Annotated in this window: 26 protein-coding genes and 1 pseudogene; 19 read left to right on the plus strand and 8 right to left on the minus strand. The window is 58.2% G+C overall.

Features of this window, described 5'->3' with window-relative positions; translation table 11 throughout:
• The first annotated feature begins 104 nt into the window (after positions 1 to 104).
• Positions 105 to 185 carry a DUF4287 domain-containing protein gene (locus KZH41_RS30490; RefSeq protein WP_263275114.1) on the plus strand — a complete coding sequence of 27 codons (81 nt, stop codon included), beginning with the start codon at positions 105 to 107 and terminating at the stop codon, positions 183 to 185.
• Between the two features lie 45 nt (positions 186 to 230).
• Here the strand turns inward: KZH41_RS30490 and KZH41_RS16670 are convergent, their stop codons facing one another.
• Positions 231 to 710, minus strand: a complete 480-nt coding sequence (locus KZH41_RS16670) for a DUF2867 domain-containing protein (protein WP_094950113.1) — start codon at positions 708 to 710, stop codon at positions 231 to 233.
• A 311-nt stretch (positions 711 to 1,021) separates the two neighbouring features.
• Here KZH41_RS16670 and KZH41_RS16675 point away from each other — a divergent pair, with 311 nt between their 5' ends.
• Positions 1,022 to 1,621 carry a hypothetical protein gene (locus tag KZH41_RS16675; protein ID WP_242150044.1) on the plus strand — a complete coding sequence of 200 codons (600 nt, stop codon included), beginning with the start codon at positions 1,022 to 1,024 and terminating at the stop codon, positions 1,619 to 1,621.
• Positions 1,622 to 1,788: 167 nt separating this feature from the next.
• Positions 1,789 to 1,950, plus strand: coding sequence for a hypothetical protein (locus KZH41_RS16680; RefSeq protein ID WP_263273125.1), 162 nt, complete (start codon positions 1,789 to 1,791; stop codon positions 1,948 to 1,950).
• Positions 1,951 to 2,619: 669 nt separating this feature from the next.
• On the opposite strand, the gene KZH41_RS16685 is transcribed toward KZH41_RS16680, so the two are convergent.
• The gene (locus KZH41_RS16685; RefSeq protein ID WP_176462914.1) at positions 2,620 to 2,772 is read right to left on the minus strand and encodes a hypothetical protein; all 153 of its coding nucleotides are present in this window, start codon (positions 2,770 to 2,772) and stop codon (positions 2,620 to 2,622) included.
• Between the two features lie 86 nt (positions 2,773 to 2,858).
• Complete coding sequence (locus KZH41_RS16690) at positions 2,859 to 3,059, minus strand: hypothetical protein (protein ID WP_263273127.1); 201 nt, start codon at positions 3,057 to 3,059, stop codon at positions 2,859 to 2,861.
• A gap of 150 nt (positions 3,060 to 3,209) precedes the next feature.
• Between KZH41_RS16690 and KZH41_RS16695 the strand changes: the two genes are divergently transcribed.
• From KZH41_RS16695 to KZH41_RS16750, 12 genes and pseudogenes are all read left to right on the plus strand, one after another.
• The gene (locus KZH41_RS16695; protein ID WP_263273129.1) at positions 3,210 to 3,539 is read left to right on the plus strand and encodes a hypothetical protein; all 330 of its coding nucleotides are present in this window, start codon (positions 3,210 to 3,212) and stop codon (positions 3,537 to 3,539) included.
• A gap of 105 nt (positions 3,540 to 3,644) precedes the next feature.
• A complete protein-coding gene (locus tag KZH41_RS16700; protein WP_242150050.1) occupies positions 3,645 to 4,046 on the plus strand; it encodes a hypothetical protein in 402 nt (133 codons plus the stop codon).
• A gap of 52 nt (positions 4,047 to 4,098) precedes the next feature.
• Positions 4,099 to 4,578 (plus strand): septation protein IspZ, encoded by a 480-nt coding sequence (locus KZH41_RS16705; RefSeq protein ID WP_242150053.1) that lies wholly within the window; start codon positions 4,099 to 4,101, stop codon positions 4,576 to 4,578.
• A 156-nt stretch (positions 4,579 to 4,734) separates the two neighbouring features.
• Complete coding sequence (locus tag KZH41_RS16710) at positions 4,735 to 5,160, plus strand: hypothetical protein (RefSeq protein ID WP_083358574.1); 426 nt, start codon at positions 4,735 to 4,737, stop codon at positions 5,158 to 5,160.
• Between the two features lie 132 nt (positions 5,161 to 5,292).
• Entirely contained in the window at positions 5,293 to 5,913 is a 621-nt protein-coding gene (locus tag KZH41_RS16715) for a LysE family translocator (protein ID WP_094950121.1), read from the plus strand.
• 40 nt (positions 5,914 to 5,953) lie between these two features.
• Positions 5,954 to 6,469, plus strand: a complete 516-nt coding sequence (locus tag KZH41_RS16720; protein ID WP_263273132.1) for an SUKH-4 family immunity protein — start codon at positions 5,954 to 5,956, stop codon at positions 6,467 to 6,469.
• A gap of 36 nt (positions 6,470 to 6,505) precedes the next feature.
• Positions 6,506 to 7,225: an SDR family NAD(P)-dependent oxidoreductase gene (locus tag KZH41_RS16725; protein ID WP_263273133.1), complete on the plus strand. Its 720-nt coding sequence runs from the start codon at positions 6,506 to 6,508 to the stop codon at positions 7,223 to 7,225.
• Between the two features lie 16 nt (positions 7,226 to 7,241).
• A complete protein-coding gene (locus KZH41_RS16730) occupies positions 7,242 to 7,628 on the plus strand; it encodes an ester cyclase (RefSeq protein ID WP_094950159.1) in 387 nt (128 codons plus the stop codon).
• A gap of 25 nt (positions 7,629 to 7,653) precedes the next feature.
• Positions 7,654 to 7,769 (plus strand): annotated as a pseudogene (locus KZH41_RS16735) (VOC family protein); the annotation flags it as partial.
• Positions 7,770 to 8,096: 327 nt separating this feature from the next.
• Positions 8,097 to 8,960: a 4-hydroxy-tetrahydrodipicolinate synthase gene (gene dapA / locus KZH41_RS16740; protein ID WP_094950124.1), complete on the plus strand. Its 864-nt coding sequence runs from the start codon at positions 8,097 to 8,099 to the stop codon at positions 8,958 to 8,960.
• A 142-nt stretch (positions 8,961 to 9,102) separates the two neighbouring features.
• On the plus strand, positions 9,103 to 10,479 hold the full coding sequence (locus KZH41_RS16745) for a pyridoxal-phosphate dependent enzyme (RefSeq protein ID WP_094950125.1): 1,377 nt from the start codon (positions 9,103 to 9,105) through the stop codon (positions 10,477 to 10,479).
• The gene (locus KZH41_RS16750; RefSeq protein ID WP_094950126.1) at positions 10,476 to 11,642 is read left to right on the plus strand and encodes a cystathionine gamma-synthase; all 1,167 of its coding nucleotides are present in this window, start codon (positions 10,476 to 10,478) and stop codon (positions 11,640 to 11,642) included. Before KZH41_RS16745 ends, KZH41_RS16750 begins: the two co-directional genes overlap by 4 nt.
• A gap of 153 nt (positions 11,643 to 11,795) precedes the next feature.
• Here KZH41_RS16750 and KZH41_RS16755 read toward each other — a convergent pair whose 3' ends face one another.
• Together KZH41_RS16755 and KZH41_RS16760 are read right to left on the minus strand one after the other, a co-directional pair.
• A complete protein-coding gene (locus KZH41_RS16755; RefSeq protein ID WP_094950127.1) occupies positions 11,796 to 13,994 on the minus strand; it encodes an OsmC domain/YcaO domain-containing protein in 2,199 nt (732 codons plus the stop codon).
• Positions 13,995 to 14,149: 155 nt separating this feature from the next.
• Complete coding sequence (locus tag KZH41_RS16760; protein WP_263273137.1) at positions 14,150 to 17,653, minus strand: AAA domain-containing protein; 3,504 nt, start codon at positions 17,651 to 17,653, stop codon at positions 14,150 to 14,152.
• 483 nt (positions 17,654 to 18,136) lie between these two features.
• Here KZH41_RS16760 and KZH41_RS16765 point away from each other — a divergent pair, with 483 nt between their 5' ends.
• A complete protein-coding gene (locus tag KZH41_RS16765) occupies positions 18,137 to 18,757 on the plus strand; it encodes a LysE family translocator (RefSeq protein ID WP_094950129.1) in 621 nt (206 codons plus the stop codon).
• Positions 18,758 to 18,760: 3 nt separating this feature from the next.
• On the opposite strand, the gene KZH41_RS16770 is transcribed toward KZH41_RS16765, so the two are convergent.
• The gene (locus tag KZH41_RS16770; protein WP_263273138.1) at positions 18,761 to 19,417 is read right to left on the minus strand and encodes an O-methyltransferase; all 657 of its coding nucleotides are present in this window, start codon (positions 19,415 to 19,417) and stop codon (positions 18,761 to 18,763) included.
• Positions 19,418 to 19,543: 126 nt separating this feature from the next.
• Here KZH41_RS16770 and KZH41_RS16775 point away from each other — a divergent pair, with 126 nt between their 5' ends.
• The 3 genes from KZH41_RS16775 (at position 19,544) to KZH41_RS16785 (ending at position 22,631) form a co-directional block, all read left to right on the plus strand.
• A complete protein-coding gene (locus tag KZH41_RS16775) occupies positions 19,544 to 20,176 on the plus strand; it encodes a TetR family transcriptional regulator (protein ID WP_094950131.1) in 633 nt (210 codons plus the stop codon).
• A gap of 28 nt (positions 20,177 to 20,204) precedes the next feature.
• Positions 20,205 to 21,011 carry a suppressor of fused domain protein gene (locus KZH41_RS16780; RefSeq protein ID WP_242150076.1) on the plus strand — a complete coding sequence of 269 codons (807 nt, stop codon included), beginning with the start codon at positions 20,205 to 20,207 and terminating at the stop codon, positions 21,009 to 21,011.
• Positions 21,012 to 21,317: 306 nt separating this feature from the next.
• A complete protein-coding gene (locus tag KZH41_RS16785; RefSeq protein ID WP_263273141.1) occupies positions 21,318 to 22,631 on the plus strand; it encodes an NAD(P)/FAD-dependent oxidoreductase in 1,314 nt (437 codons plus the stop codon).
• 7 nt (positions 22,632 to 22,638) lie between these two features.
• Here the strand turns inward: KZH41_RS16785 and KZH41_RS16790 are convergent, their stop codons facing one another.
• Both KZH41_RS16790 and KZH41_RS16795 read right to left on the minus strand, forming a co-directional pair.
• On the minus strand, positions 22,639 to 23,145 hold the full coding sequence (locus KZH41_RS16790; RefSeq protein WP_263273143.1) for a GNAT family N-acetyltransferase: 507 nt from the start codon (positions 23,143 to 23,145) through the stop codon (positions 22,639 to 22,641).
• A 30-nt stretch (positions 23,146 to 23,175) separates the two neighbouring features.
• On the minus strand, positions 23,176 to 23,613 hold the full coding sequence (locus KZH41_RS16795; protein WP_263273145.1) for a hypothetical protein: 438 nt from the start codon (positions 23,611 to 23,613) through the stop codon (positions 23,176 to 23,178).
• Positions 23,614 to 23,720: the final 107 nt, after the last annotated feature.

Here is a 23,720-nt window from a genome sequence, read left to right on the forward strand (position 1 = left end):
CATTCATTTGAGATGGCTGGGTGGGGCGAAAAGCGATAGATAGTCGGCTTATGTTCCGTTATGACCTGAACAAAAACACCTGAGCAAAAAAGCGAGTTTGCAGCATGACCGACGACACAAAAACAAAAGGCCCGGCCTGGCTTAAAACCGAACATGGCATGGGCCACGGCCACGCCAATGCGTGACTGGCGTATTACTTAGCCGCTGAAAACGGCAAATGAGCCACTGCCCTACCCTTCAAGCTTGCGTTTCAGTCGCCTCAGGTCACGGTTGACGATCAGCTTGTGCACCGGGCCGACCGGCACCATGTAGACACGGCCAAAGGCGTTATGGGTGACCACCGATGAAGTGACCGTAACCACACGCTCGCTGATCGACAGGCAAATCATCACATCCAGATGGCGGTCGCGCTCAGTCAGCACCAGCCTGTCGGGGGCACTGTGCTCCACCAGAAAAAAGTCCAGCCGCTCGCCCACCTGCACACGCTCTCGCCGAGTGCCGGAGAACCCACCGATGCGTTTCACGCCAAACAGCGCGCAAATCGCGTCGCGGATTCGGAATGCCTGCTGAAACAGCCATCCTGGCTCGGCCGTCACGATGTTCCAAGCTTCAAGCGCCGTGACCTCAACCGGCAGCAGGGTTGACCGGCAGTCGTAATAATCCAGTTCAGACAGTGCGCGCAGGGTGTGAGCAATAGGGGGCGTTGCCAAACGTTCTCTCCTTGGTCATAGCAATCAACTACCATCCTGCGCAGGTATTTCCTACCTCGCAACTCATAATTCTTACGCACGATGAGGTTTTATCCATGACGGGCTGGGACGCTGTTTATGCTGAGGCCGAACGCCGAGGGCCATCCCTTCTTTTGTCGCGAGCCATGAGCCTCGTGGAGGACCGTGGAAGCCATCGCACCTTTGAATCTGGCGCTGAGCGCACGACGGAATGGTCGACCACGATAGAGAAAATCGTGGCAACCTGAGTCGTTCCTGTTCTTGCCAATTTCCTTATAGCCTGAGCACAACAAATGGTATCCGCACAACAAGCCAGCGCCAGCATCCTTGAGCTATTTAAAGGTTCCATCAGAGATGGCCGTGCGCAGCGATTCGTCATTCAGTCGTGTGAGCTTTCTTCGGACGGCAACTTCTGGGTGATTCGCTGTAACACCGAGGACTATGTGGTGCACGGCAAGTTCGAGTATTGCCTTGTCGGCGTGAATGCCCATCTGGTCGACGTCAGAACCGGATCGCATGAGACGGTAGCCAGCTGTTTCAGTGTTGACGAGTACCTGCAAGACAAACGCGACGTTCATGCAGCGGCTGGTAAGTGCTACGTATTGGTCCCGGTCTTCTCTCGTGAAAGTAAAGAGGCGGTCATCAATCTGCGACAGAAGTTGCAGTGTTCTTACCCGCAAAGCTTTGCGCTCCTGTCGAGCACAGGTCGACGTTGGCTTACAGGTACGCGAAGGTACCTTGAGCATGCCCAGCGCTTGCTTGCTATCGAAGGAATAGCAACCGGCATTGAGCTGGAATCTGACCCGAGCGGCGCTATTGCGATTGGGCCGGAAACCTGGCACATCAATGCGGTACTGAGAGCGCTTGAAAAAAAACGGCTGCAAGATAAGTGAAATAAGGGTCAGACCACGTGAAACACAAGGGTGGTCTACGCCGCATTTTCAAAGATCCGACAAACAAAATAGGCTCAAGGACCGGTTTAGACTGCACCGAAATCCTGTTAGAGAGTATGGACATGCTGATTGAGTGCCAGCGATGCGGCCAAGGTTACGTTCGAGCAATGCGTGTTCGCTCTACGCAACGCTTGCTGTGGGTGTGCGAGGAATGTGACGCGACGTGGAAGCGCCAGGCTGATGTGAATGTCAGTCAATTTGAAGACTACGCAACCTTAATGGCAGCCATGGGGCACAGTGGTTTGTGGGACGCGTTGGAACCCCAGTGAAAAGCGCCCTCGCGTGCATTTTTATCAAGCGCTTGGGTTAAAAGCAGGCAACCCATTGCCCGGATAGAATGAAGCGGTGATCAATGACCCCATCCCTCCACACGGCAGCTGCTGTAGTGTGGGCAAATCAACCAGTCCCCTTTTCTAAAGTAGGTCCAAATGATGACTCCGCTCGATCTTCATGACTTAGATCTTGGATGGGTCGCCTCTGACGCCTTCGGGCAGGTTGCGCTCTTCACTACGGGTGGTCCGGGGCCGATTCCTGACTCCGCACTTCCCAGCGTCGAGAATTCAGAAGAATGGGTGCTTTCATTGCCGCAGGTGTCCGCTGTAGATCGGGCCACCTCCATGCCCAGCGCAAACGCTTTCGTTGAATTTGCCAAGCGTGGGTTCTTTGCCTATGACTGGTCGGACGTTCATCGCGCTACACACCGGGCCTTGAGGGGGTACGAGCTGCAATACCGTCCAATGAGTCCACTGACCCTTGTCGACTTGCCGGCCCCTTTACGGGCATTGGCTGAGGTTACCCGCCTACCTGACGTAACGTTTGGCGTATCTATCATCGTGATAGGTGACCAGGTTTCTTAGCCGTCATTCGGCGGTTAAAACCTGCCTCTGGCTGGTTGCCGTCCTTCGCGACAGACCTCAATCGGCCGATTGACCTGCCCATCAAGCCTGCGCAACAAACCCCTGCGCTGCCCGCCGTTCAAGCATCGCGGCTTCCGTCTCGCGCGTGGCCCGCTGGCCTTTGTCGGACAACAGCGTGTAAAACGTCGCGCTCCTGAACTCTTCGGGAACCATGGTGTGCGTGTCTTTGAACAAGGGCGCCAGGTCAATGGTGTTAGCAAAGTTTTCCTTGGTCAGGCTCTAGTAGCCCATGTAGCTGCCCGACCAAGGTGAATCGGCGTCTACCAGGCGATAGAGGCATCGCGATAATTCACCGCAGCCGCTTTGAGGCCAAGGGTGTTGTTCAGCAGATCCGTAAGCCGCTGGGTATCCGAACGACTGAGCTGGCTGGCGGTATCGAGCACTTTAAGCGTGCCGTCGGCCTCGACCGTGAAGCCATACTTTTTGTCGGCAAGGTCAGTCGCCCGTATCGCCACCTTCATAGTTGGGTTGCGGTCACTCACCCTCAAAGGGTATTAAGGTCGCGCTTACGCTTTCCGCTGGCCGTCGGTTTGATGCTTATCGGTTGTGCACCCACCCAAACCGACCTTGCAATGAAGTGAAAGTCAGTCATTAGCCATCGCGGGAAGAAGATGAAAGACCCCTTCAGCTATGTCTGGTTATTACCGCTGCTTGAAAAGCCTTTCGCAACAGCAGCACTTGATTTGCCAGAGGCGGTAAGCGCCCTCAGCGAAAAATACACGCTGCCTACCGGGATCGCACTGCAACCGCTGGTGATCACAGCGCTGACGTCAGATTCCGACTATTGGGCGGGGCTGGCGCTTAAATGGCTGGAGGATGGTTTTCCTACGGACCCTGAGCTGGCCGCTCTACTGGTTCATTGCGCCGAGAACAAAACATTGTCACAGTCTCACCGCCACAGGGCACGTAGACTGGCCTATCGAAAAATTTCCTCTAGTTGATGCTGGCGGTGAGTGGCAATTCCAGGCCAGAAGCAGTCTGCCCATTCACGAAAGCGGTGTTGGCCCCACCGAGGGCCTCTTAGTCGTTATACCGGATCTGAAGACATGCAATGCAAGCCCCTGAAGATACTTTTAATTTCTCTTTCAGCCATGACTCATACCGTGTCAGCGGATCAAAAAGACTTGAACCTTGAGCCGCTTGCCATGGCGAACATACGTTGCGCTGGGTTTTATACGGCCGCACTAATGGTGGTCAAGCCAGAAGCGAAGAAAGAGTATGAATCCAGATTCAACACGCATTACGCCCTGTCACACCAGCTCAGCGCCTCGTATGAAGCGCTGGCAGAGAACCTGAACAAAGAAATCCAACGCCACGCCACCGAAGTTTCCGCTTTTAAAGAGAAAGCGCAGGTTGTCGACTTCCTAAGCAAAAACTTCATTAAGTGCAGTTCAATCGAAGCCCACTCCGCGGCCCTGATTAAAAACAACACCCTTCACCCAGAATAACTCACTGACTCAATACTCAACCGCAACGCTAACAACAAGGATGTAGGCAGTCATGATAAAACGGCGATTTTCCCTGGCGTTCAGCCTGCTATGGCGCGCTTACGTTTTGCATTTCATGTACAGCTTTTTATGCGTCATCGTGCTCGGGCTGACGTTCGGCAATCGGATTATCGGCAGCAAAAACTTCTTGCTGTACGGGCCTTCAGTCGCGCTCGGAGTGTACGCGCTGCTGCTCGTAATCCTGGAGGCTGGATGGCGTATCAATTTACTGCGAGCAGTGTTCGGCGGGCGATTGAAGCGTTCGCCGGCTGAATGGCGAACCTACGTTCTTCTACTCACACTGTTGATCACCACGATGGCAACCGTTGACGCTCTGATTGCCTTTTTTGCTGCGGGGAATGTTTGGTTAGTCTACAAACTCTACGGTGGCCCTCTGCTGTTTGCCGTGGGTGTGTTCACTATCGGTTGGACCCAGGCGACGCCTATCACCGTAGAAGTGAGCACTGCGCCCGTAGAGAACGCGTCGGCATGATCGCCGTCGCCTCTGTGGGCTTGGATGCTGCGAATGCCCGATCCCTCCCATGGAACTTCCCGCAAAAATGATGTCAATTTGATTACATCGCACCACAGCAAGATGAATGGGATCGTTTAGCGTCAGGCTATTTCTTGGCACGCCATGGAGAGAAAAATGAGAGTCATCATTGGGATGTTATTAATGTTCAGTGCCTACGCATATGCCGGGTGCGGCAACATCAGTGACGACGATCAGCGCGCTTACTGCAACGCCAAAACCAGTGGCCAAAGTTGCGGTAACATCCACGACAGCGACCTTCGGGCCACGTGCCTTGCAGAAATGAGCGGCCAAAGTTGCGGCAACATCAGCGACAGCGATCAACGTGCTTATTGCAATGCCAAACTCAATGGCCAAAGCTGCGGCAACATTCGCGGCAGCGACCTTCGAGCCACGTGCCTTGCAGAAATGAGTGGCCAAAGTTGCGGCAACATCAGCGACAGCGATCAACGCGCTTATTGCAATGCCAAAATCAATGGCCAAAGCTGCGGCAACATTCGCGACAGCAACCTGCGTAACGAATGTGAAACCCTGAAGCGTTGAGCTATCAATCACGTGGGGCCAGCGGCTTTTAATCGATACTGGCCCTGCGAACTTGAACGCATCAGTTGTTTTAGCGCCTGCCCATCTCTTATCCTCGTGACCACCTATGCCCCCGTCGATACCGGAGTTCACATGGACCTCGCCACGCTCGCCCTCTTCCTCCCCGCCTGCTTCGCCCTGAACATGGCGCCCGGCCCCAACAACCTGCTGTCGGTCAGCAACTCCACCCGCTACGGCTACCGTACCTCCTGCCTCGCCGGTCTCGGCCGGCTGCTGGCCTTCGCCGGCATGATCGCCCTCGCTTCCGCTGGCCTGGCGGTGGTGTTGCAAACCTCGGAGTTGTTGTTCTACGCAATCAAGATTCTGGGCGCGGCGTATCTGTTTTATTTGGCGTTTCAGCTGTGGCGGGCTAATCCGCAGGCAGAGGCTGAGGCCGCTGCGGGCAAGGTGGGATTATGGGCGTTGGCGCGTCAGGAGTTTCTGGTGGCGGCGGGCAACCCGAAGGCCATTTTGATCTTCACCGCGTTCCTGCCGCAGTTTGTAGTGCCGGGCCAGCCGATCACGCCGCAATTTGCACTGCTGGGTGCGATGTTCCTGATGCTGGAATGGATTGCCATCAGCGCCTACGCGTATATGGGCCTGCATATGCGCCGCTGGTTTGCGGAGCCACGTGGCAAGCGGATTTTCAATCGCTGCTGCGCGGGGTTGTTGTCGGCGGCGGCGACGGTGTTGTTGATGGCCCGCCGGGCGTGAGTCGCCGCCGGCGAGTATCCCAACACTGCTGCGAGGGTCTATGAGCGAGTTTGACTTTAAAGCGCGGTTTGTCGCAGCGCTGCCTTCCCTGCCGCCAGTGTTGTACTTGCAGCTTGATGAGTTCATTTTCTGGGAAGCCGGCCAGCTTCCCGTTATGCCTGAAGAAGACGCCGAGTTTCTGGTTAAACAAGGGCTGCCGGACGGTGCCGCGCCCTTCCTGAGTTTTGCCGTTTACAGCGACACAGAAGCGACCCGCAGGCGGATGATTTTCGGGGTTGCCGATCACTATTTTCCGCTGGGGCATACCGGGTCTGGGGATGTGTTGGCACTCGACTGCCAAACGCGTGAGGTAGTCTATTTCAATCACGACTTCAACAATCAGCGCGTTTTTATCAACGCTACGCTGCCGCTGTTTGCGCAGTGCCTGTGCGTGTTTCAGCAGCATCTACGCGACAACACGATGGCGCGCTGCCTGGACGAGATCGGGCGTATTGACCCACTCGCGGCAGCGCCAGGTAGTCTGTGGGCCGAAGAAGTCAGCGCCGAGCTCGGTTGACACTGGCGAGTCGTAATCAGACATAAGGAAACGTCGATGAGAACCCTGGTAGTAGGCGCAAGCAAAGGCTTGGGCAAAGCATTTATCGAGGGGCTGGGTGAACCTGGGGACACGCTGATCGGCGTCTCGCGCTCCCAGCCTGCGCACCTGGACCACAAGGCCGGTGTAGAAGTGCAGTGGGTCGAGGCCAACCTGGCGGAACCGGCCAAAGCTGCGCGAGTTATTGAAGAAGCGGTGTCAGAGCACGGCCTGGACACGCTGATTTACAACCTGGGAATTTGGGAAGAATTGGCCTTCGACCCAGCGTACAGTTTTCTGGGCGACAGCGACGACCAGCTGGAAGCCATCGTCAGTTGCAACATCACTGCAACCCTCCTGCTGATCAAACGCCTGTTGCCAGCGCTGCTCAAAAGCGCCAACCCGAGGATCATCCTCACCGGCTCGACCTCCGGCCTGCCGCAAAGTGGCCGGCCGGAAGTCGCCTTCGGCGCCTCCAAATTTGCCTTGCGTGGTATAGCCGATGCACTGCGCGAAGGTTATCGGCAGCAGCGCCTGGCGGTCACGTGCCTGAACCTGGGCGACTTGAATACCGAAGACCCGTTGAGCACGCCGCGCGCGCTCGCCGAGCAACGCGGTGAAGGCCAGTTGATCCCGGTGCACGATGTGGTGCAGGTGGTACGCATGATCTTGAGCCTGTCGTCCGCCAGTTTCGTCAAGGACATCACCTTGCCGGCCATTCTGGATGAGCGCTTTTAACCTGGGAGAACGCGGCATGCGCCGTAACGAACTCGCCGAGTTTTACCGAGGCTATATCGACTGCCTCAACCAGCAGGACTGGCAACGCCTCGGCGATTTCGTGCATTCGCAGGTGACTTACAACGCCAACACGGTAGGCCTGGCGGGCTACCGCGCCATGCTGGAACGGGACTTTCGCGAAATCCCGGATTTGGTGTTTCGTGTCCAACTGCTGATCGCCGACCCACCGACCATTGCCAGCCGCTTGAACTTCAATGTGAGCCCACGAGGCGAATTCTTCGGGCTACCGATCAACGGCAGGACGGTGAGCTTCGATGAGAACGTATTCTATGAAATCGTCGATGGGAAAATCGCCCGCGTTTGGTCGGTGATCGATAAGGCGGCTATCGAGCAGCAGCTTTGATGGATAAACACCGAGGAGACCTGAGATGACTCCCAAAAACACGCTCTGCCTCTGGTACAACGGCACCGCACTGGAAGCCGCCCTCTTCATGCCAAGGCCTTTCCCGACAGCGCCGTGAAGGCCGTGCACTCCGCCCGCGGGTGAGTTAACTGAGTTGGCTTGCGTGGTACGAGCGCGCAGTTGACACATTCCGTCACATCCATTGAAGATGGAGGCCTTATTCAGGGTGTGCCCACACATGTCTGCATCGTCTTTCGTTAACCTTTGCGCCATTGGCTTGATTGCCAAGGCGCAAGGTTGCGTGGCGCACGCCCTCAAATCGAAGAAACAGTCGCTCATGTGACCGGGGCGCGCTGTCCCGTCAGATGAGCTGACAGGACATTGAGCGCGACGGACCTCCCTCCCTTTGCACAATTGCCTCTGCCCTTCTGACGGTGACTCAAGCGGTCAACCATCAGGAGAAAGTGCATGTCATCGTTTCAAGGTATCTGGGTTCCCATCGTCACACCGTTTCATGACGGCGCCATCGACTTTATCGGCCTGCGCCGACTGGTCAGCCACCTGTTGGAAAAGCACGTGGCCGGGATCATGGTGTGCACCACCACCGGCGAAGCCGCAGCCTTAAGCCGCCAGGAACAGCTGGCCGTGCTGGATGCGGTGCTGCAGCTGGTGCCCGCGCACCGCGTGGTGATGGGCCTGGCCGGCAACAACCAAATCGAACTGCTGCAGTTCCAGGCCCACATCCTGCAGCGCCCGGTGGCCGGTTTGTTGGTGCCGGCGCCAAGTTACATCCGCCCGTCCCAGGCCGGCCTTGAGGCGTTTTTCCGCACGGTGGCGGATGCGTCCAGCGTGCCGATCATCCTGTATGACATCCCCTACCGAACCGGCGTGACCTTCGAACAGGCTACGCTGCTGAACATCGTCAAACATCAGCGAATCGTCGCAATCAAGGATTGTGGCGGCAACCTGGCAACCACCTTGGCGCTGCTCGCCAGTGGCGACGTGGACCTGTTGTGCGGCGAGGACCTGCAGATTTTCAACGCGCTGTGCCTGGGCGCCAGCGGTGCGATTGCGGCCTCAGCACATGTGCGCACCGAGGACTTTGTGGCGCTGTGCCAGCAAGTGCGGGATAACCGGCTCACCGAAGCCAGGGCGACTTTTTTCAAGTTAGTGCCGTTGATCAACACCCTGTTTATGGAGCCTAACCCGGCGCCGGTGAAGGCCGCGCTGGCCCTGCAAGGGTTGATCGGCAGTGCGTTGCGCGCCCCGATGCAAACCGCCAGCACGGCCGTAATAGAGCGGTTGCAGCAGGTCTCAATCAGCGGCGCTTAATCATCAAAACCCGTTCATGCGCCAAAAAAAGACATCCACAGGACCGCCCGGTTGCGACCGGCGCGATCCCGGCCTATGTTCCAAGCCATGCTTTGCATTTTTGCTGTCCCGCACCCAATCCTCTTGCGTATCAGGTGACGACATGCCCACCCTTTCCCGCCCCGCCGTGCTCGAACTGATCGGCAATACGCCGCTCGTCAAGGTCAGCCGTTTTGATACCGGCCTGTGCACGTTGTTTCTCAAGCTTGAATCGCAAAACCCCGGCGGCTCGATCAAAGACCGCATCGGCCTGGCGATGATCGACGCCGCCGAACGCGATGGCCGCCTGCGCCCCGGCGGCACCATCATCGAAGCCACCGCCGGCAACACCGGCCTGGGTCTGGCGCTGGTCGGCCGAGCCAAAGGCTATCGGGTGGTGCTGGTAGTGCCCGACAAAATGTCCACCGAGAAAGTGCTGCACTTGAAGGCCATGGGCGCCGAGGTGCATATCACCCGCTCCGATGTCGGCAAGGGCCACCCCGAGTATTACCAGGATGTGGCCGCGCGCCTGGCCAAGGACATTCCCGATTCGTTTTTCGCCGACCAATTCAACAACCCGGCCAACCCGCTGGCCCACGAAACCAGTACCGCCCCGGAAATCTGGGCGCAAACCCAGCATGATGTGGACGCGATTGTGGTCGGTGTCGGCTCGGCCGGCACCCTCACCGGCCTGACCCGCTTTTTCAAACGGGTACAGCCGGAGCTGGCCATGGTACTGGCCGACCCGGTGGGTTCAGTGATGGCCGAATACAGTCGCAGCGGCAAGATGCAAACCCCTGGGTCGTGGGCCGTGGAAGGCATCGGCGAAGACTTTATCCCCTCGATTGCCGACCTCTCCAGCGTGCGCCACGCCTATTCGATCAGCGATGAAGAAAGCTTCGACCACGCCCGGCAACTGCTCAAGGCCGAAGGCATTCTGGGTGGCTCGTCCACCGGCACCCTGCTCGCCGCTGCGCTGCGGTATTGCCGCGAGCAAACCGTCCCGAAACGCGTGGTCACCTTCGTCTGCGACACCGGCACGCGCTACCTGTCCAAGGTCTACAACGACCAGTGGATGAACGACGCGGGCCTGCTGCAATACAAACACTACGGCGACCTGCGCGACCTGATCGCGCGCCGCTTCGAAGATGGCCGCGTGATCAGCGTGAGCCCCGACGATACGCTGCTCACCGCCTTCCAGCGCATGCGCCTGGCCGACGTCTCGCAACTGCCGGTGCTGGTCGATGGCCAGAAGCTGGTGGGCGTAATCGATGAGTCCGACATCCTGCTGGGGCTGCATCACGACGCCGCGGATTTTTCCATGCTCGTCGCCAGCGCCATGTCCGACACCTTGCAAACCCTGGCCCCGAGTGCCAGCCTGACTGAACTGCAGGCGGAACTGGATCGCGGCCTGGTCGCCATCATCGCCGACGCCTCAGGCTTCCACGGCCTGATTACTCGCGTCGACCTGCTTAATCACCTACGGAGATCCCTTGCATGAGTCAGCCCGATAAAAGTGCGTTTGCCACCCGCGTGATCCACGCTGGGCAATCACCCGACCCGACCACGGGCGCGCTGATGCCGCCGATCTATGCCAACTCCACCTATTTGCAAGACAGCCCCGGCGTGCACAAGGGCTTTGACTATGGCCGCTCCCACAACCCCACGCGGTTTGCCCTGGAACGTTGCGTGGCCGACCTTGAAGGCGGTAGCCAGGCGTTTGCCTTTGCCTCGGGGCTGGCGGCGATTTCCACCGTGCTGGAACTGCTCGATGCCGGCGCGCATATCGTCTCCGGCAACGACCTGTACGGCGGCACCTTCCGCCTGTTCGATAAAGTGCGCCAACGCAGCGCCGGGCACCGTTTCAGCTTTGTCGACCTGAGCGACCTGTCGGCATTTGAAGCGTCATTGCAGGACGACACGCGCATGGTTTGGGTCGAAACCCCGAGCAACCCACTGCTGAGCCTCACCGACCTGAGCGCCATCGCACGCATCTGCCGTGACCGCGGCATTATCTGCGTGGCCGACAACACGTTCGCCAGCCCATGGATCCAGCGCCCGCTGGAGCTGGGTTTCGACATCGTGGTGCACTCCACCACCAAATACCTCAACGGCCACTCTGACGTAATCGGCGGCATCGCCATCGTCGGCCATAACCCGGAACTCGCCGAGCGCCTGGGCTTCCTGCAAAACTCAGTCGGCGCGATTGCCGGGCCTTTCGATGCGTTCCTGACCCTGCGCGGGGTAAAAACCCTGGCGCTGCGCATGGAGCGCCATTGCAGCAATGCTCTGGATTTGGCCACTTGGCTGGAAAAGCAGCCGCAAGTGTCGCGCGTTTACTACCCAGGCCTGGCCTCACATCCGCAGCATGAGCTGGCACGTCGACAAATGCGTGGGTTTGGCGGGATGATTTCGGTGGATTTGAACAGCGACCTGGCCGGCGCTACGCGCTTCCTGGAAAACGTCAAGATCTTCGCCCTGGCCGAGAGCCTCGGCGGCGTGGAAAGCCTGATCGAACACCCGGCGATCATGACCCATGCCAGCATTCCAGCGGCGACGCGGGCGCAGCTGGGCATTGGCGATGGGTTGGTGCGGTTGTCGGTGGGCGTTGAGGATGTGGAAGACCTGAGGGCCGATTTGGCCCAGGCGTTGGCGCTGATCTAACCCATTGATCGTTCCCACGCTCCGCGTGGGAATGCCGCCTGGGACGCTCCGCGTCCTGCCTGGAAAGGGTGACGCAGAGCGTCACGGGATGCATTCCCACGCAGAGCGTGGGAATGATCAAATGTGGGAGCCTGCTCCCACAGGTGTTTAGCGTCAGGCTGAGGTGATGTTGGCGCGTGCCGAGTGCAGCTTTTTGTAGCTCTCGATCAAGCGCAAATGCCGGTCCAGCCCTTCCAGCTTCAGGCTGGTCGGCGTCAAGCCATAGAAGCGCACCGTGCCGTTCACCGAACCAATCACCGCATCCATCCGCTCGTTGCCAAACATGCGGCGGAAGTTGGCCTCATAATCCTCAAGCGCCAAGTCCTCGTCCAGGTGCATCTCCAACACCGCATTCACCGCCTGGTAGAACAGCCCGCGCTCAACGGTGTTGTCGTTGTACTGCAGGAACATTTCCACCAACTCCTTGGCGTCTTCGTATTGCTGCAAGGCCAGATAAATCAGCAGCTTCAACTCAAGGATGGTCAGTTGGCCCCACGCGGTGTTGTCGTCGAACTCGATGCCGATCAAGGTGGTGATGTCGGTGTAATCGTCCAGCTCGCTTTCCACCAGACGCTCAGCCAAGGCCTTCAGCTCGTCATCGCTGAGGCTGTGCAGGTTGAGGATGTCGGCGCGGAAAAACAGTGCCTTGTTGGTGTTGTCCCAGATCAGATCATCCACCGGGTAGATTTCCGAGTAGTCCGGCACAAGGATGCGGCACGCGGTGGCGCCGAGGTGTTCGTACACCGCCATGTAGGACTCTTTGCCCATGCCTTCCAGAATACCGAACAAGGTCGCGGCTTCCTGGGCGTTGGAGTCTTCACCCTGGCCCGAAAAGTCCCACTCGACGAATTCGTAATCCGATTGGGCGCTGAAGAAACGCCACGAGACCACGCCGCTGGAGTCGATAAAGTGCTCGACGAAGTTGTTCGGCTCGGTCACCGCGTGGCCTTCAAAGGTCGGCTGCGGTAAGTCGTTCAAGCCCTCGAAGCTACGGCCCTGGAGCAATTCGGTGAGGCTGCGTTCCAGCGCCACTTCCAGGCTTGGGTGGGCGCCGAACGAGGCAAACACGCCGCCGGTGCGGGGGTTCATCAAGGTCACGCACATCACCGGGAATTCACCACCCAAGGACGCGTCCTTGACCAACACCGGGAAGCCCTGGGCTTCCAGGCCCTGGATACCGGCGAGAATCCCCGGGTATTTGGCCAGCACTTCAACGGGTACGTCGGGCAGTGCGAACTCGCCTTCGATGATCTCGCGCTTGACCGCACGCTCAAAAATCTCCGACAGGCACTGCACCTGGGCTTCGGCCAGGGTATTGCCCGCGCTCATGCCGTTGCTGAGGTAGAGGTTTTCGATCAGGTTGGACGGGAAGTACACCACTTCGCCGTCGGACTGGCGCACGAACGGCAGCGAAACAATACCGCGCGCTTCATTGCCCGAGTTGGTGTCGTACAGGTGCGAGCCACGCAGTTCGCCATCGCGGTTGTAGATTTTCAGGCAGTAGGCGTCGAGAATTTCAGTCGGCAGCTCGTCTTTGCGCCCCGGCTGGAACCAGCGCTCATCCGGGTAATGCACGAACGGCGCGTTGGCCAGCTCCTCACCCCAGAACTGATCGTTGTAGAAGAAGTTGCAGTTGAGCCGTTCGATAAACTCGCCCAATGCCGACGCCAGTGCGCCCTCCTTGGTCGCGCCCTTGCCATTGGTAAAGCACATCGGCGAGTGTGCATCGCGGATATGCAGCGACCACACGTTAGGCACGATATTGCGCCACGAAGCGATTTCAATCTTCATGCCCAGGCCGGCGAGAATGCCCGACATGTTGGCGATGGTCTGCTCCAGCGGCAGGTCCTTGCCCGCAATGTAGGTGCCGGCTTCTGACGTGGAGCTTGGCATCAACAGCGCCTGAGCATCGGCGTCGAGGTTTTCGACTTCCTCAATGACAAACTCCGGCCCGGCCTGCACGACTTTCTTCACCGTGCAGCGGTCGATGGAACGCAGGATGCCCTGTCGGTCCTTGTCGGAAATGTCCGCCGGCAACTCGACCTGGATCTTGAAGATCTGGTTGTAGCGGTTTTCCGGATCAACGATGTTGTTCTGCGACAGGCGAATATTGTCCGTAGGGATGTTGCGCGTTTGGCAATACAGCTTCACAAAGTACGCCGCACACAACGCCGACGAAGCCAGGAAGTAATCGAACGGACCCGGGGCCGAACCGTCGCCTTTGTAGCGAATCGGTTGGTCGGCAATCACCGTGAAGTCATCGAACTTGGCTTCAAGCCGAAGGTTGTCGAGAAAGTTGACCTTAATTTCCATGCGGGCACACCAGAACGAGCTAAACAAATTGGCCGCCATTATGAAGATTTTCGCCGGGAAGTCTCAGGGTTTTCCGAATTGCCTGCCGATCGGTGCCTCTTTGCATCGCTACGTCAGCTGCTTGCAGCCCTCAGCTGACGTAGCGTTGCATCAGGCTACAACTCTCGTGAACTCACGCGCTGCGCAAGGCTCGTTCGATTGACGATAAGTTCGTCGCGCACATCAGGTCCTCGATAAACCATGGACGTCTCATGGTGAATGTAGTCACCCGAACGATCCGCGCTCAGCCAATTGAACGACCCGACACACAGCAACTCTTCATCGGCCATGACCATCTTGCTATGAACCTTGTTGACCACACGAACCTGTACATCATGGGATTTCAGAGCAGCTATCGCCTCCTTGAATTCTGCTACTTTGCCTGTATCACCATCGGGCTTACCGCGCTTGATATCAGTATTGAAACGCAAATCGGTATAGACCGTTACTTCAACACCACGCTGCACCGTCCCGCCCATAACGTCCAAAGCGCCGCTTTCATGCATCCTGTGTAACTTGACCCATGGCGTCACGATCTGGACCTGATGGCGAGCCATCTCCAGGGTACGCAACAGGAACCGATCATGTTCGGCAAACTCGTGCAAATGGCTCAATCCGGTGCGCGCCGTCAGCAAATCGACCCGAGGCTGGAAATCAAACTTCAACTCATTCGTCGCGTCATTGAGCAGGTAGCGGGCCAAGCGTCCACGCGGTTTGCTGGCTGATACCTGGGTGAACAGGTCCATGTCACCGAACACCAGGAAGCTGTCTTTGGCCCGTGAAACGGCCACGTTCAGCATACTGTCCCTGCGGTCTATAAATGGACCATCGGCATGTTTGGAGTAAACCGCCGAAAAAATCACCACTGGCCGTTCTGCACCTTGAAAGGAATGAACAGTGCCAATGGTTACTTCGCCGTCGCCTTTGCCGGTGCGGATACCCAACGCCGAGCACGCCTGGATGATCGATTGAGTCTGTGCGCCGAAGGGGGTTATCACACCCAGAATTTCCCACAGCTCCTTCTTGTAGCGTTGTGTGAGTTCCTGTTCGTTGACCTTAATCCACGCGGCAATCGTCTGTGCTTCGAGCACGTTATGACGGCTACCTCCCTGTTTCTGCTGGCACCTGCCATCAATGTGTAGATAGCCGAGCCCAGGCAAGCCACCTTGAGGTTTTGCACCCCGACGCGGTTCTAACTTGCCCTTGTAGCAAAGGGCATTGCAGTAATCGATGATCGAGTCATAGCAGCGACGGTGTTCATACAAGTACATACCCCGGGCGAGATCGCGATCGTAATGGTAACGGCTAGTCGACTGCGCAATCGACATGACACTGCCGTTCGCGGCACTGCGTCCGCTGTCGCAGAAGGCCGCGTAGTCATGATCGACCCTATCCCGAGACAACAGGCCCGCGCTGATCAGGTTGCCGATGTCGACGGCAGCGGGAATCGACCAAATAGGTTCAATTTGCTGAGTATCGCCAATGACCAACGCCTGCCTGGCCAATGCGAATGATGGCGCTGCGACCTCAGGCAGGACCTGGCCAGCTTCGTCTACGATCAGCAAATCGACAAAATTCAATGCGTAATCATCGACAAAACCGTTGCCATCGTGGCGCTTGCAGTGAAGTTCTGCTGGCAGCCTGAAAAACGTAGCAACGACACACGGTGTCAGCTTCATCCAGCGTCGCCAATTTTTCTCCAAGGTCTTGCGACCCTTTTTGCCACGGCTTTTAAGAATCTCTGGCAGTTCGTCCGCGACTTCCATCAACCAACGCCCTTCCCAGTAGTGCGTGGTCAGCAGGAAGATCTCGAAGCGCAAAGAGGTATCCGCCCAACTGTCGCAATCATCAAGTGTCACCTGTGCCGCCGCTTTGCCGGCAGCCTTTGGTAATACCGAGATTACAGCCTGCCAATTCAACACCTCACGTTGCTCGTCCTGCATCAACTCGCGGACTTGCGCCAGTTGCGTTTCAAGTGGTTTCAGTGCCTGCGCGGCCTGAGCAACAATGGCGGTCAATTGACGTTCGATCGAACTGACATCAGCGGCTGCCTGCAGCTCGGTGTCAGCCTCATCAACGCGTAATTTCGCCAGTCGAAGACGTTTGGCCGCGACCGGACCGAACCAGCTAAACAGCGTGTAGATCAATGGCTCATGAGCCAGGTAATGCTTGAAGTCTTTGAGGCGGGCTTGTGCTTTAGCAAGCTGTTTGGCCTGGTTCGCGAGCTGGGCTTCAAGACGTGCGATCCCCGCCTGTGGATCATCCCCCAGCAGCCTTTGAACGGCGTCGCGGGCAGCCACCCATGTTGCCCACCCCTTCTCGATCTCAGCGAGTTGGTGCTGACGCGCTCTGATCTCTGCCTGAAGTTTAGCGACTGTATTCTTGACGGTAAGAACCGGCTCACCTGCAAATGCGATGGAGGCTTTGCCAAGATAAGCTTGCTGCGCTTTGTCGAGATAGGCCTGCGACTCGATCTCCTGGAAAAAGCTTTTGGTTTGATAGGTGCGGGCCATCTCCGCTTCTGCGGAGGACTTAGGGAAGTACGCACCGAAGCTCTTGATTTCGGGTAGCCAGCGTCCCGCAAAAGGGCCAGTGCCCTCTGAGAAATCTTTACCGAATGCTTTGATGATGTTGGTGACAGCCTGATTGTTCGTAGAACTGGCGACAATCACCGGCGGCTCATCACCGTCTACCGCAGCCTTAGCCCAGAGCGAGGCAACAACGGACAAGAGCAAGGTGGTTTTACCGGTTCCGGGAGGCCCGTTAACCGCCAATACATCACCGGTCTCGCCGCAAAGCAGATGCGCCAGACTATCGCGCTGGGCAGGGGCTAACGCGTATTCGTCACCGGCATGCCCTAGCCGCCTGGCGAACAGGCTATTGGCAGGTAAACAAGGCTCGTCTGGTGTAGGTTCACGTTGAGCGAAACGATCGAACAAGGGCGCCGTGGGCTTCCCCTCTCGCAGATGATCATAGAGCGCGACGATATTGCGGCTAAAACCGTCTGCCTTTTCTTCTTTGAAGATAAAACAGTAATTGACTGGATCGAAACCATCATCGACCCCATTCCAACTATCGGACACCGTATGGAACATCTTCTTGCAGAACCGTAGGTAGCTGATCCACTTTTCTTGATATTGATCCGCAGTAAGTTCGCTGCCCGCCGTAGGCAGATCGAACTGTGGTGCTTCTTCTGCTGACAGAAACGTGTCCAGGTCGAACTGAGAACCGATGGTGAAATTGTCGCGATCCAATGGTTCAAGGATGTCGCGAGGCATCAGCGCCTGTGCAGTCGGATAAATATGCCCATCGCGAGTCACTGATACACGGCATAGGACCGGAGTGATCCATGCAGGTAAACCATTGCGCGCCTTACGGTGCTCCAGTCGCGATTTGTACACAAAAGGGCGCAGGGTGACTTCAACGTGCGGCAGTTGGGCGGGTTCGCCCGCAAACAACAGGCTGATCTGCTCATCGGGTAGACAGCCCTTGGCTAACGCGTCAATGGGCAAAACAGTGTAAGTTTTGACTTGGCTCGGCGATAAGGCGCCATTGCCGTTTTCGGCATCCGCCAGTGAATTTCGCCAGTAATTTGCGAGCTTGGAAGAATAGTCGTTCATCGTCCTGATTCATGAAGACCGTGACTCACTGTGACGGTCGGTGGATGGGTAATGGCAGCCGAGAGTAGCGTTTCGACACGCAGATGACTAATAACTACAGGTCTTGAAATACAAAGGTCCAACGTGCTTGGGCTTCGAGAACAAGGCATTATGCCATCAACCTCATAACCTCTGCTCAGCCTTGGGCCAACCGGCCTGTACCACGCCGAAGCGTCGGCGCTGGCCTAGCTGAAACCTGGCGTTAAAGGGCTGACCACCTACGGCACTTTCGAGCCTTGCGCCTTTGTAGGCAAACCGCCGTCCTGCGCTAACGCCTTAGTCAAATCAAGCATTCGCGCTTATTCGTAGCTATGCTGGATCCCGACCCACGCAACGCTGACGCGGCAATACAGAGCCTACGCGAAGCGCGAATCGAGGCCAGCGTCGGCCTCCTTGAATATCAGGCCGGATTGGACCTGACGCCTTACTTCAGCGGAACAGCCCATGTCCATCACCGATAACCTCCTCGCCTTCACCTTCGCCGCCACCCTGCTCACGCTCACGCCCGGGCTCGACACCGCGCTGGTGTTGCGAACCGCCACGGTAGAAGGCAAGCGCCAGGCGCTGCAGGCCACCCTGGGCATCAACGCCGGTTGCCTGTTGTGGGGCGCGGCCGTGGCCTTTGGCCTGGGCGCGCTGATCGCGGTGTCGGAGTTGGCGTACAACCTGCTCAAGTACTGCGGCGCCGCGTACCTGGCGTGGCTGGGACTGAACATGCTGCTGCGCCCGCGCCACTCACTGTCAACGGTTGAGGCCGAAAACAAGCCCAGTGGCAACTGGTTCCTTAAGGGCATGCTCGGCAATGTGCTGAACCCCAAAGTGGGGATTTTCTACGTGTCGTTTTTGCCGCAATTCATTCCCCAAGGCCATTCGTTGGTTGCCTGGACCTTCGGCCTAGTGAGCATTCATGTGGTACTGGGCCTAGCGTGGTCGCTGGTGCTGATTGGCGCCACCCGGCCCCTGTCCGGATTTCTGCGCAAGGAAAAGGTCATCCGGTGGATGGACCGCACCACCGGCCTGATCTTTGTGTTGTTTGCCGCGCGCTTGGCGTTCAGCAAACGCTAAGCCTTAGCGCAGGCGAATGGAGAGTTCGATGTCATCGGCAAACGCCACCGACAAATAGCCATTCGCAGGATCACGCACGCGCGCCAGGTATTGCGGGCAGTAGTCGGTGTTGTCAGCCACCACCAGCGCGCCGGCGCGCAGGTGGTTTTCCACCAGGTTCAGCACATCGCCATACAGGGCCTTGGCGCCGTCCAGCAGCAGCAAGTCGACCGCTTCCGGCATGTCTGTGGCCAGGGTGACCAGTGCATCGCCTTCACGAATGTCGATCAGGTCGTTCACGCCGCCTTCAATGAAATGCTTGCGCGCCAGTGCGATCTTCGAGGGCTCGAACTCACTGCCAATCAACACGCCGCCGCCGTTGTCGCGCAGCGCGGCGGCCAGGAACAACGTGGACAGACCGAACGAGGTGCCAAACTCGACAATCGCCCGCGCCTTACTGCTGCGCGCCAGCATGTAGAGCAAGTGGCCGGTGTCGCGGGAGACCGGCAGCCATAGGTCTTTGAGCATCGTGTAGAGCTCAAGGTAGTCGGTTTTGCTGTGCATCATCCGCTCGCGTTCTTCACGCGATACGCTGTTGATGAGCGGGCTGGTCGCCGCGCCGGCTTGTGCGTAAAGGCGTTCGATCAAGGGCGCCAGTGGCGCAGAGGTCAGGGTTGCCATGATTGATTTCCGTCAGGTTGAGGCTAAGCTGGCTGGGGCTAGGATGCGACTAATTCGTCGCATTAAAAGTATGCGAGTGATTCCTCGCATTCGCTATTCGCGTTAGCCCCGCCGCTGGAGCTCCTGATGACAACCCGGCAGACCGTCCGTATTTCCTCACGCAAGCAACCACAGCAGGCGCGTTCCACTGAGCTGGTGGCCGCGATCCTGCAAGCGGCTATTCAGGTTTTGGCCAAGGAAGGCGCCACCCGTTTCACCACCGCGCGGGTGGCGGAAAAGGCCGGCGTGAGTGTGGGTTCGGTGTATCAATACTTCCCCAACAAGGCCGCGATCCTGTTTCGTTTGCAGAGCGATGAGTGGCAGCAGACCACGCAGATGCTGCGTAACATTCTGGATAAAACCGACGTACCGCCGCTGCAGCGCCTGCGCACCCTGGTGCATGCGTTTATCCATTCCGAATGCGAGGAAGCGCAGATGCGTGTGGCGCTGAACGACGCCGCGCCGTTGTATCGGGATGCGCCCGAAGCCGTGGAAGTCCGCGCGGCGGGCCAGCAGGCCTTTGAGACCTTCATGCTGGAATTGCTGCCGCAAGTGCCTGAGCCAACCCGCGCGCTGGCCTGTGACTTGATCCTGACCACGCTCAGTTCGGTGGGTAAGGATTTTTCCGGCAGCCCGCGTACCGCCGCAGAAATAGCTATTTACGCCGACGGAATGGCTGATATGTTTCGCGCCTACGTGAACGCGCTCAATCACCTGTAAAGCACTCATCTCCAGCAAAGGAATGCACATGAACTTCTTCAAAAAGCTGTTCGGCGCAGCCAAAAAGCCCGAAACCGAAGCGGCCCTGCCGACGCCGGTTGACCCGGTTGAAACCCCAGCGGATGCCGCCAATACGGCCGCCCGAATTGCCAGCGAAGCATGCCTGGACCGGCATTGGCAGGCCGTGGGCACTGTGGAGCGCGACGTGCTGACGTACATGATCAGCCCAAGCTTCACCGGCGGTCCTCACTGGCCGTCCACCCGCCAGGCCTACCGCGTGGTGCGCCGTGACGGCGCCATCATTCTCGCCACCGAGGGCCTGTCCGACCCCTTCGACGATGCCGAAGGGCTGGGCAATGGGTTCGAAATGGAACTGTTCCTGGAAACCGCAGACATCCCCAACGACGCGCGTGGCGAGCTGGGTGATGTCGACCCTTTACGCCGTAGCTGGGCGTTCGAACTGATCGAACACGTGGCCAAAACCGTGGCTAATGCAGGCGGCATCACGCATCAGTTGGACAACCATGGCGTACTGTCCCTGGAACTGCCGGGGTTCAGCCTGTCGCACCAGATGAGCGAGCAAGTGCCTAAGTTGTTCGTCACCGACGACGATGCCGCCGGCGTGCTGCTCGGCGGGCCGGAACCCGACTTCCCGACCCGCCTGGAAGACATGCCGCTGTCGCCCGTGCGCCTGGTACCGGTGGTGTTGATCACCGCGTCGGAGCTCGAGTACGTGCGTTCCGGTGGGCGTGCGGCGCGGGAAGATCTGGTCGAGCGGTTGAAGGCCGCAGGTGTGGGCCATACCAGCAGCCTGTATCGCGCAAGCGTGGTGTGAACGGTCGTTGTGTCGACGCGTTGATTGTTTAACAAAGCCATAACTGAAGGTTCACAAACGACGATTGAACGCACCTGCGCACGATGGGAGCATCGGCGACCATGATTTCGCGCCCATGCTTGATCCGTCGTCACCTGCTTCCCTCCTTCGCGAAGGTGCAGGCGCGTTCCTGCGAAAATCCTCTGTTCAATATCATCCTGGCCTTCTGGGCGCTGTGGCATTGCCGTCATGCGCGCCCGCCCGATGCGTGCTTCTGATTAAGTCGAAATTGCCTGCCCGGCATTCATTTATCAGAAGGATCATCCCATGACCGCCGCTATGCGCCCTGTCATCGGTGCTGCCCAGCGCAGCGCTTCGTATTACACCGCCAGCCTCAACGACGCCACCCAGTACCCAGCGTTGCAAGGCCAGGTCAGCGTTGACGTGGTGATTATCGGTGGCGGTTTTACCGGCGTTGCCAGCGCCGTCGAGTTGGCTGAACGCGGGCTCAAGGTCGCGATTGTCGAGACTAACCGTATCGGCTGGGGCGCCAGCGGGCGCAATGGCGGGCAAGTCACCGGCAGCCTGTCGGGCGACGAGGCCATGCGCGCGCAAATGCGCAGCCGCCTAGGCGATGACGTGGACGATTTTATCTGGCACCTGCGCTGGCGCGGCCACGACATCATCGAGCAACGCGTCAGCAAGTACGCGATTGACTGCGACCTCAAGCACGGCCACTTGCATACCGCGATGAAACCCTCGCACATGACCGAGCTGCGCGCCTTTCACGATGAAGCGCAACGGCGTGGCATGGGCGATCAAGTCAGCCTGCTCGATGAGGCCGCTATGCGCCAACATCTGGACAGCCCGCTGTACCTAGGCGCGCTGAAAAATACGCGCAACCTGCACCTGCACCCACTCAACCTGTGCCTGGGTGAAGCACGCGCGGCGCAGAGCCTGGGTGCGCTGATTTTCGAGAACTGCGAAGTGCTGGACATCGTGCATGGCGAGCGACCCGCCGTGATCACCGCCCAGGGCCGCATCGATGCGCGCCAAGTGCTGCTGGCCGGCGACGTGTACCACAAGCTCGAAGCCAAACAGCTCAAGGGCAAGATTTTCCCGGCCATGGGCGGCATCGTCACCACCGCGCCGCTGGGCGAACTGGCACGCCAGATCAACCCGCACGACCTGGCGGTGTACGACTGCCGGTTTGTGCTCGATTACTACCGCCTGACGGGCGACGCACGCTTGCTGTTTGGTGGCGGCGCCAACTATTCCGGGCGCGATTCACGCGACATCGCAGCGGAGTTGCGCCCGTGCATCGAACGCACATTCCCGGCGCTGAAGGGCGTGGACATCGAGTTCCAATGGAGCTGCGCGATGGGCATTGTAATGAATCGCATCCCGCAGCTGGGCAAGCTGTCGGACAACGTCTGGTACTGCCAGGGTTACTCCGGGCACGGCATCGCCACCAGTCACATCATGGGCGAAATCATGGCTCAGGCGCTGACCGGCACCCTGGAAAAGTTCGACACTTTTGCCGGGTGCAAACACATCAAGGTGCCGCTGGGCGATGTGTTCGGCAACCCGATGCTGGCCGTGGGGATGTGGTACTACCAGATGCTCGAGAAGCTGCGTTGACGGGCAGTCAAACGGTGCGCCACGCCATGGCGCACCGGCTATCCGGTTCAAAGCCGTGGGCATATTCGTCTGCCAGAATGTCTGCCAGGCGCTGATCCACTTCAGGTTTAAAACCTAAGCGACTGTAGAACGGCGCATTCCACGGCACGTGCTTGAACGTCGTCAAGGTCACCGAACGCAACGGGGTTGAGCGCGCAGACTCCATCGCGGTTTCGACCAGCTTGCGTCCCCAGCCTTGGCTCTGCATTGCTTGCGCGACCGATACTTCATGAATATGCAGTGCGTCGCCCTGGCGCTCTGCGCTGAGGAAGCCTTGAGGCTGAGCGTCAGCGTCGACGACCACCCAACAGGTTAACAGCGCGATCAACTGCCGGTGACGCTCGACACTCATCGTGACGGTGTCCGCCAGCCAGCTCAAGCCATCGAGCGCGCGGAATACTTGAGCTGCGCTCAGTTCGATACGAGGCAATAGAGGCGCGTCATCGGGTAGAGCAATTCGAATGCGGGCAGGCATGAGGCATGAACTCGGGTTGGCGCAGAAAGTTTAATGATCACATTCAAATTGCTCAAACCCCAAACGACTGAAAGGCAACCAGAAATCCTCGCCTTCGTCGCCGCGGATGAGGTGCCAATCGAAGCCCGGATTCTTGCCGATGGTGTAGCTGGGATGAGGGTTATCGAGGTCAATATGAATCGAGAATACGAACAACGCAGACTCAGACGACGCCAGGACCCGGCACACCTGCATCCACTCGGCCATGTAGGTTTCACAATGCGCCTCGGCGAACCGCAATACCGCAGGCAAATCATCCCAAGCCGCCTGAACCAAGCCCTGCACAGCCGCGAGCCGCACGCGCAGCGGCTCACTCTCACGGTGCTCGACGTAGATCAGTCGCGTACCAAACTGAAATTCGCACTGTGCGACACCGGGTCGTACGCACCAGTGGCCAAGCATGGATTCGCTCAATAGATCGATGTTCATCAACGTACGACTCTCCCTGGAGAGCACTGCAAAAGCGCGCTTACTAAGATTCGGCGCAGCAGTTTAAAGGCAAACCGCAGCGGCTTTCGAACAAATCCCTGTTTGGG

The sequence above is a fragment of the Pseudomonas sp. YeP6b genome, from assembly GCF_025642995.1.
Classification (GTDB): Bacteria; Pseudomonadota; Gammaproteobacteria; order Pseudomonadales; family Pseudomonadaceae; genus Aquipseudomonas.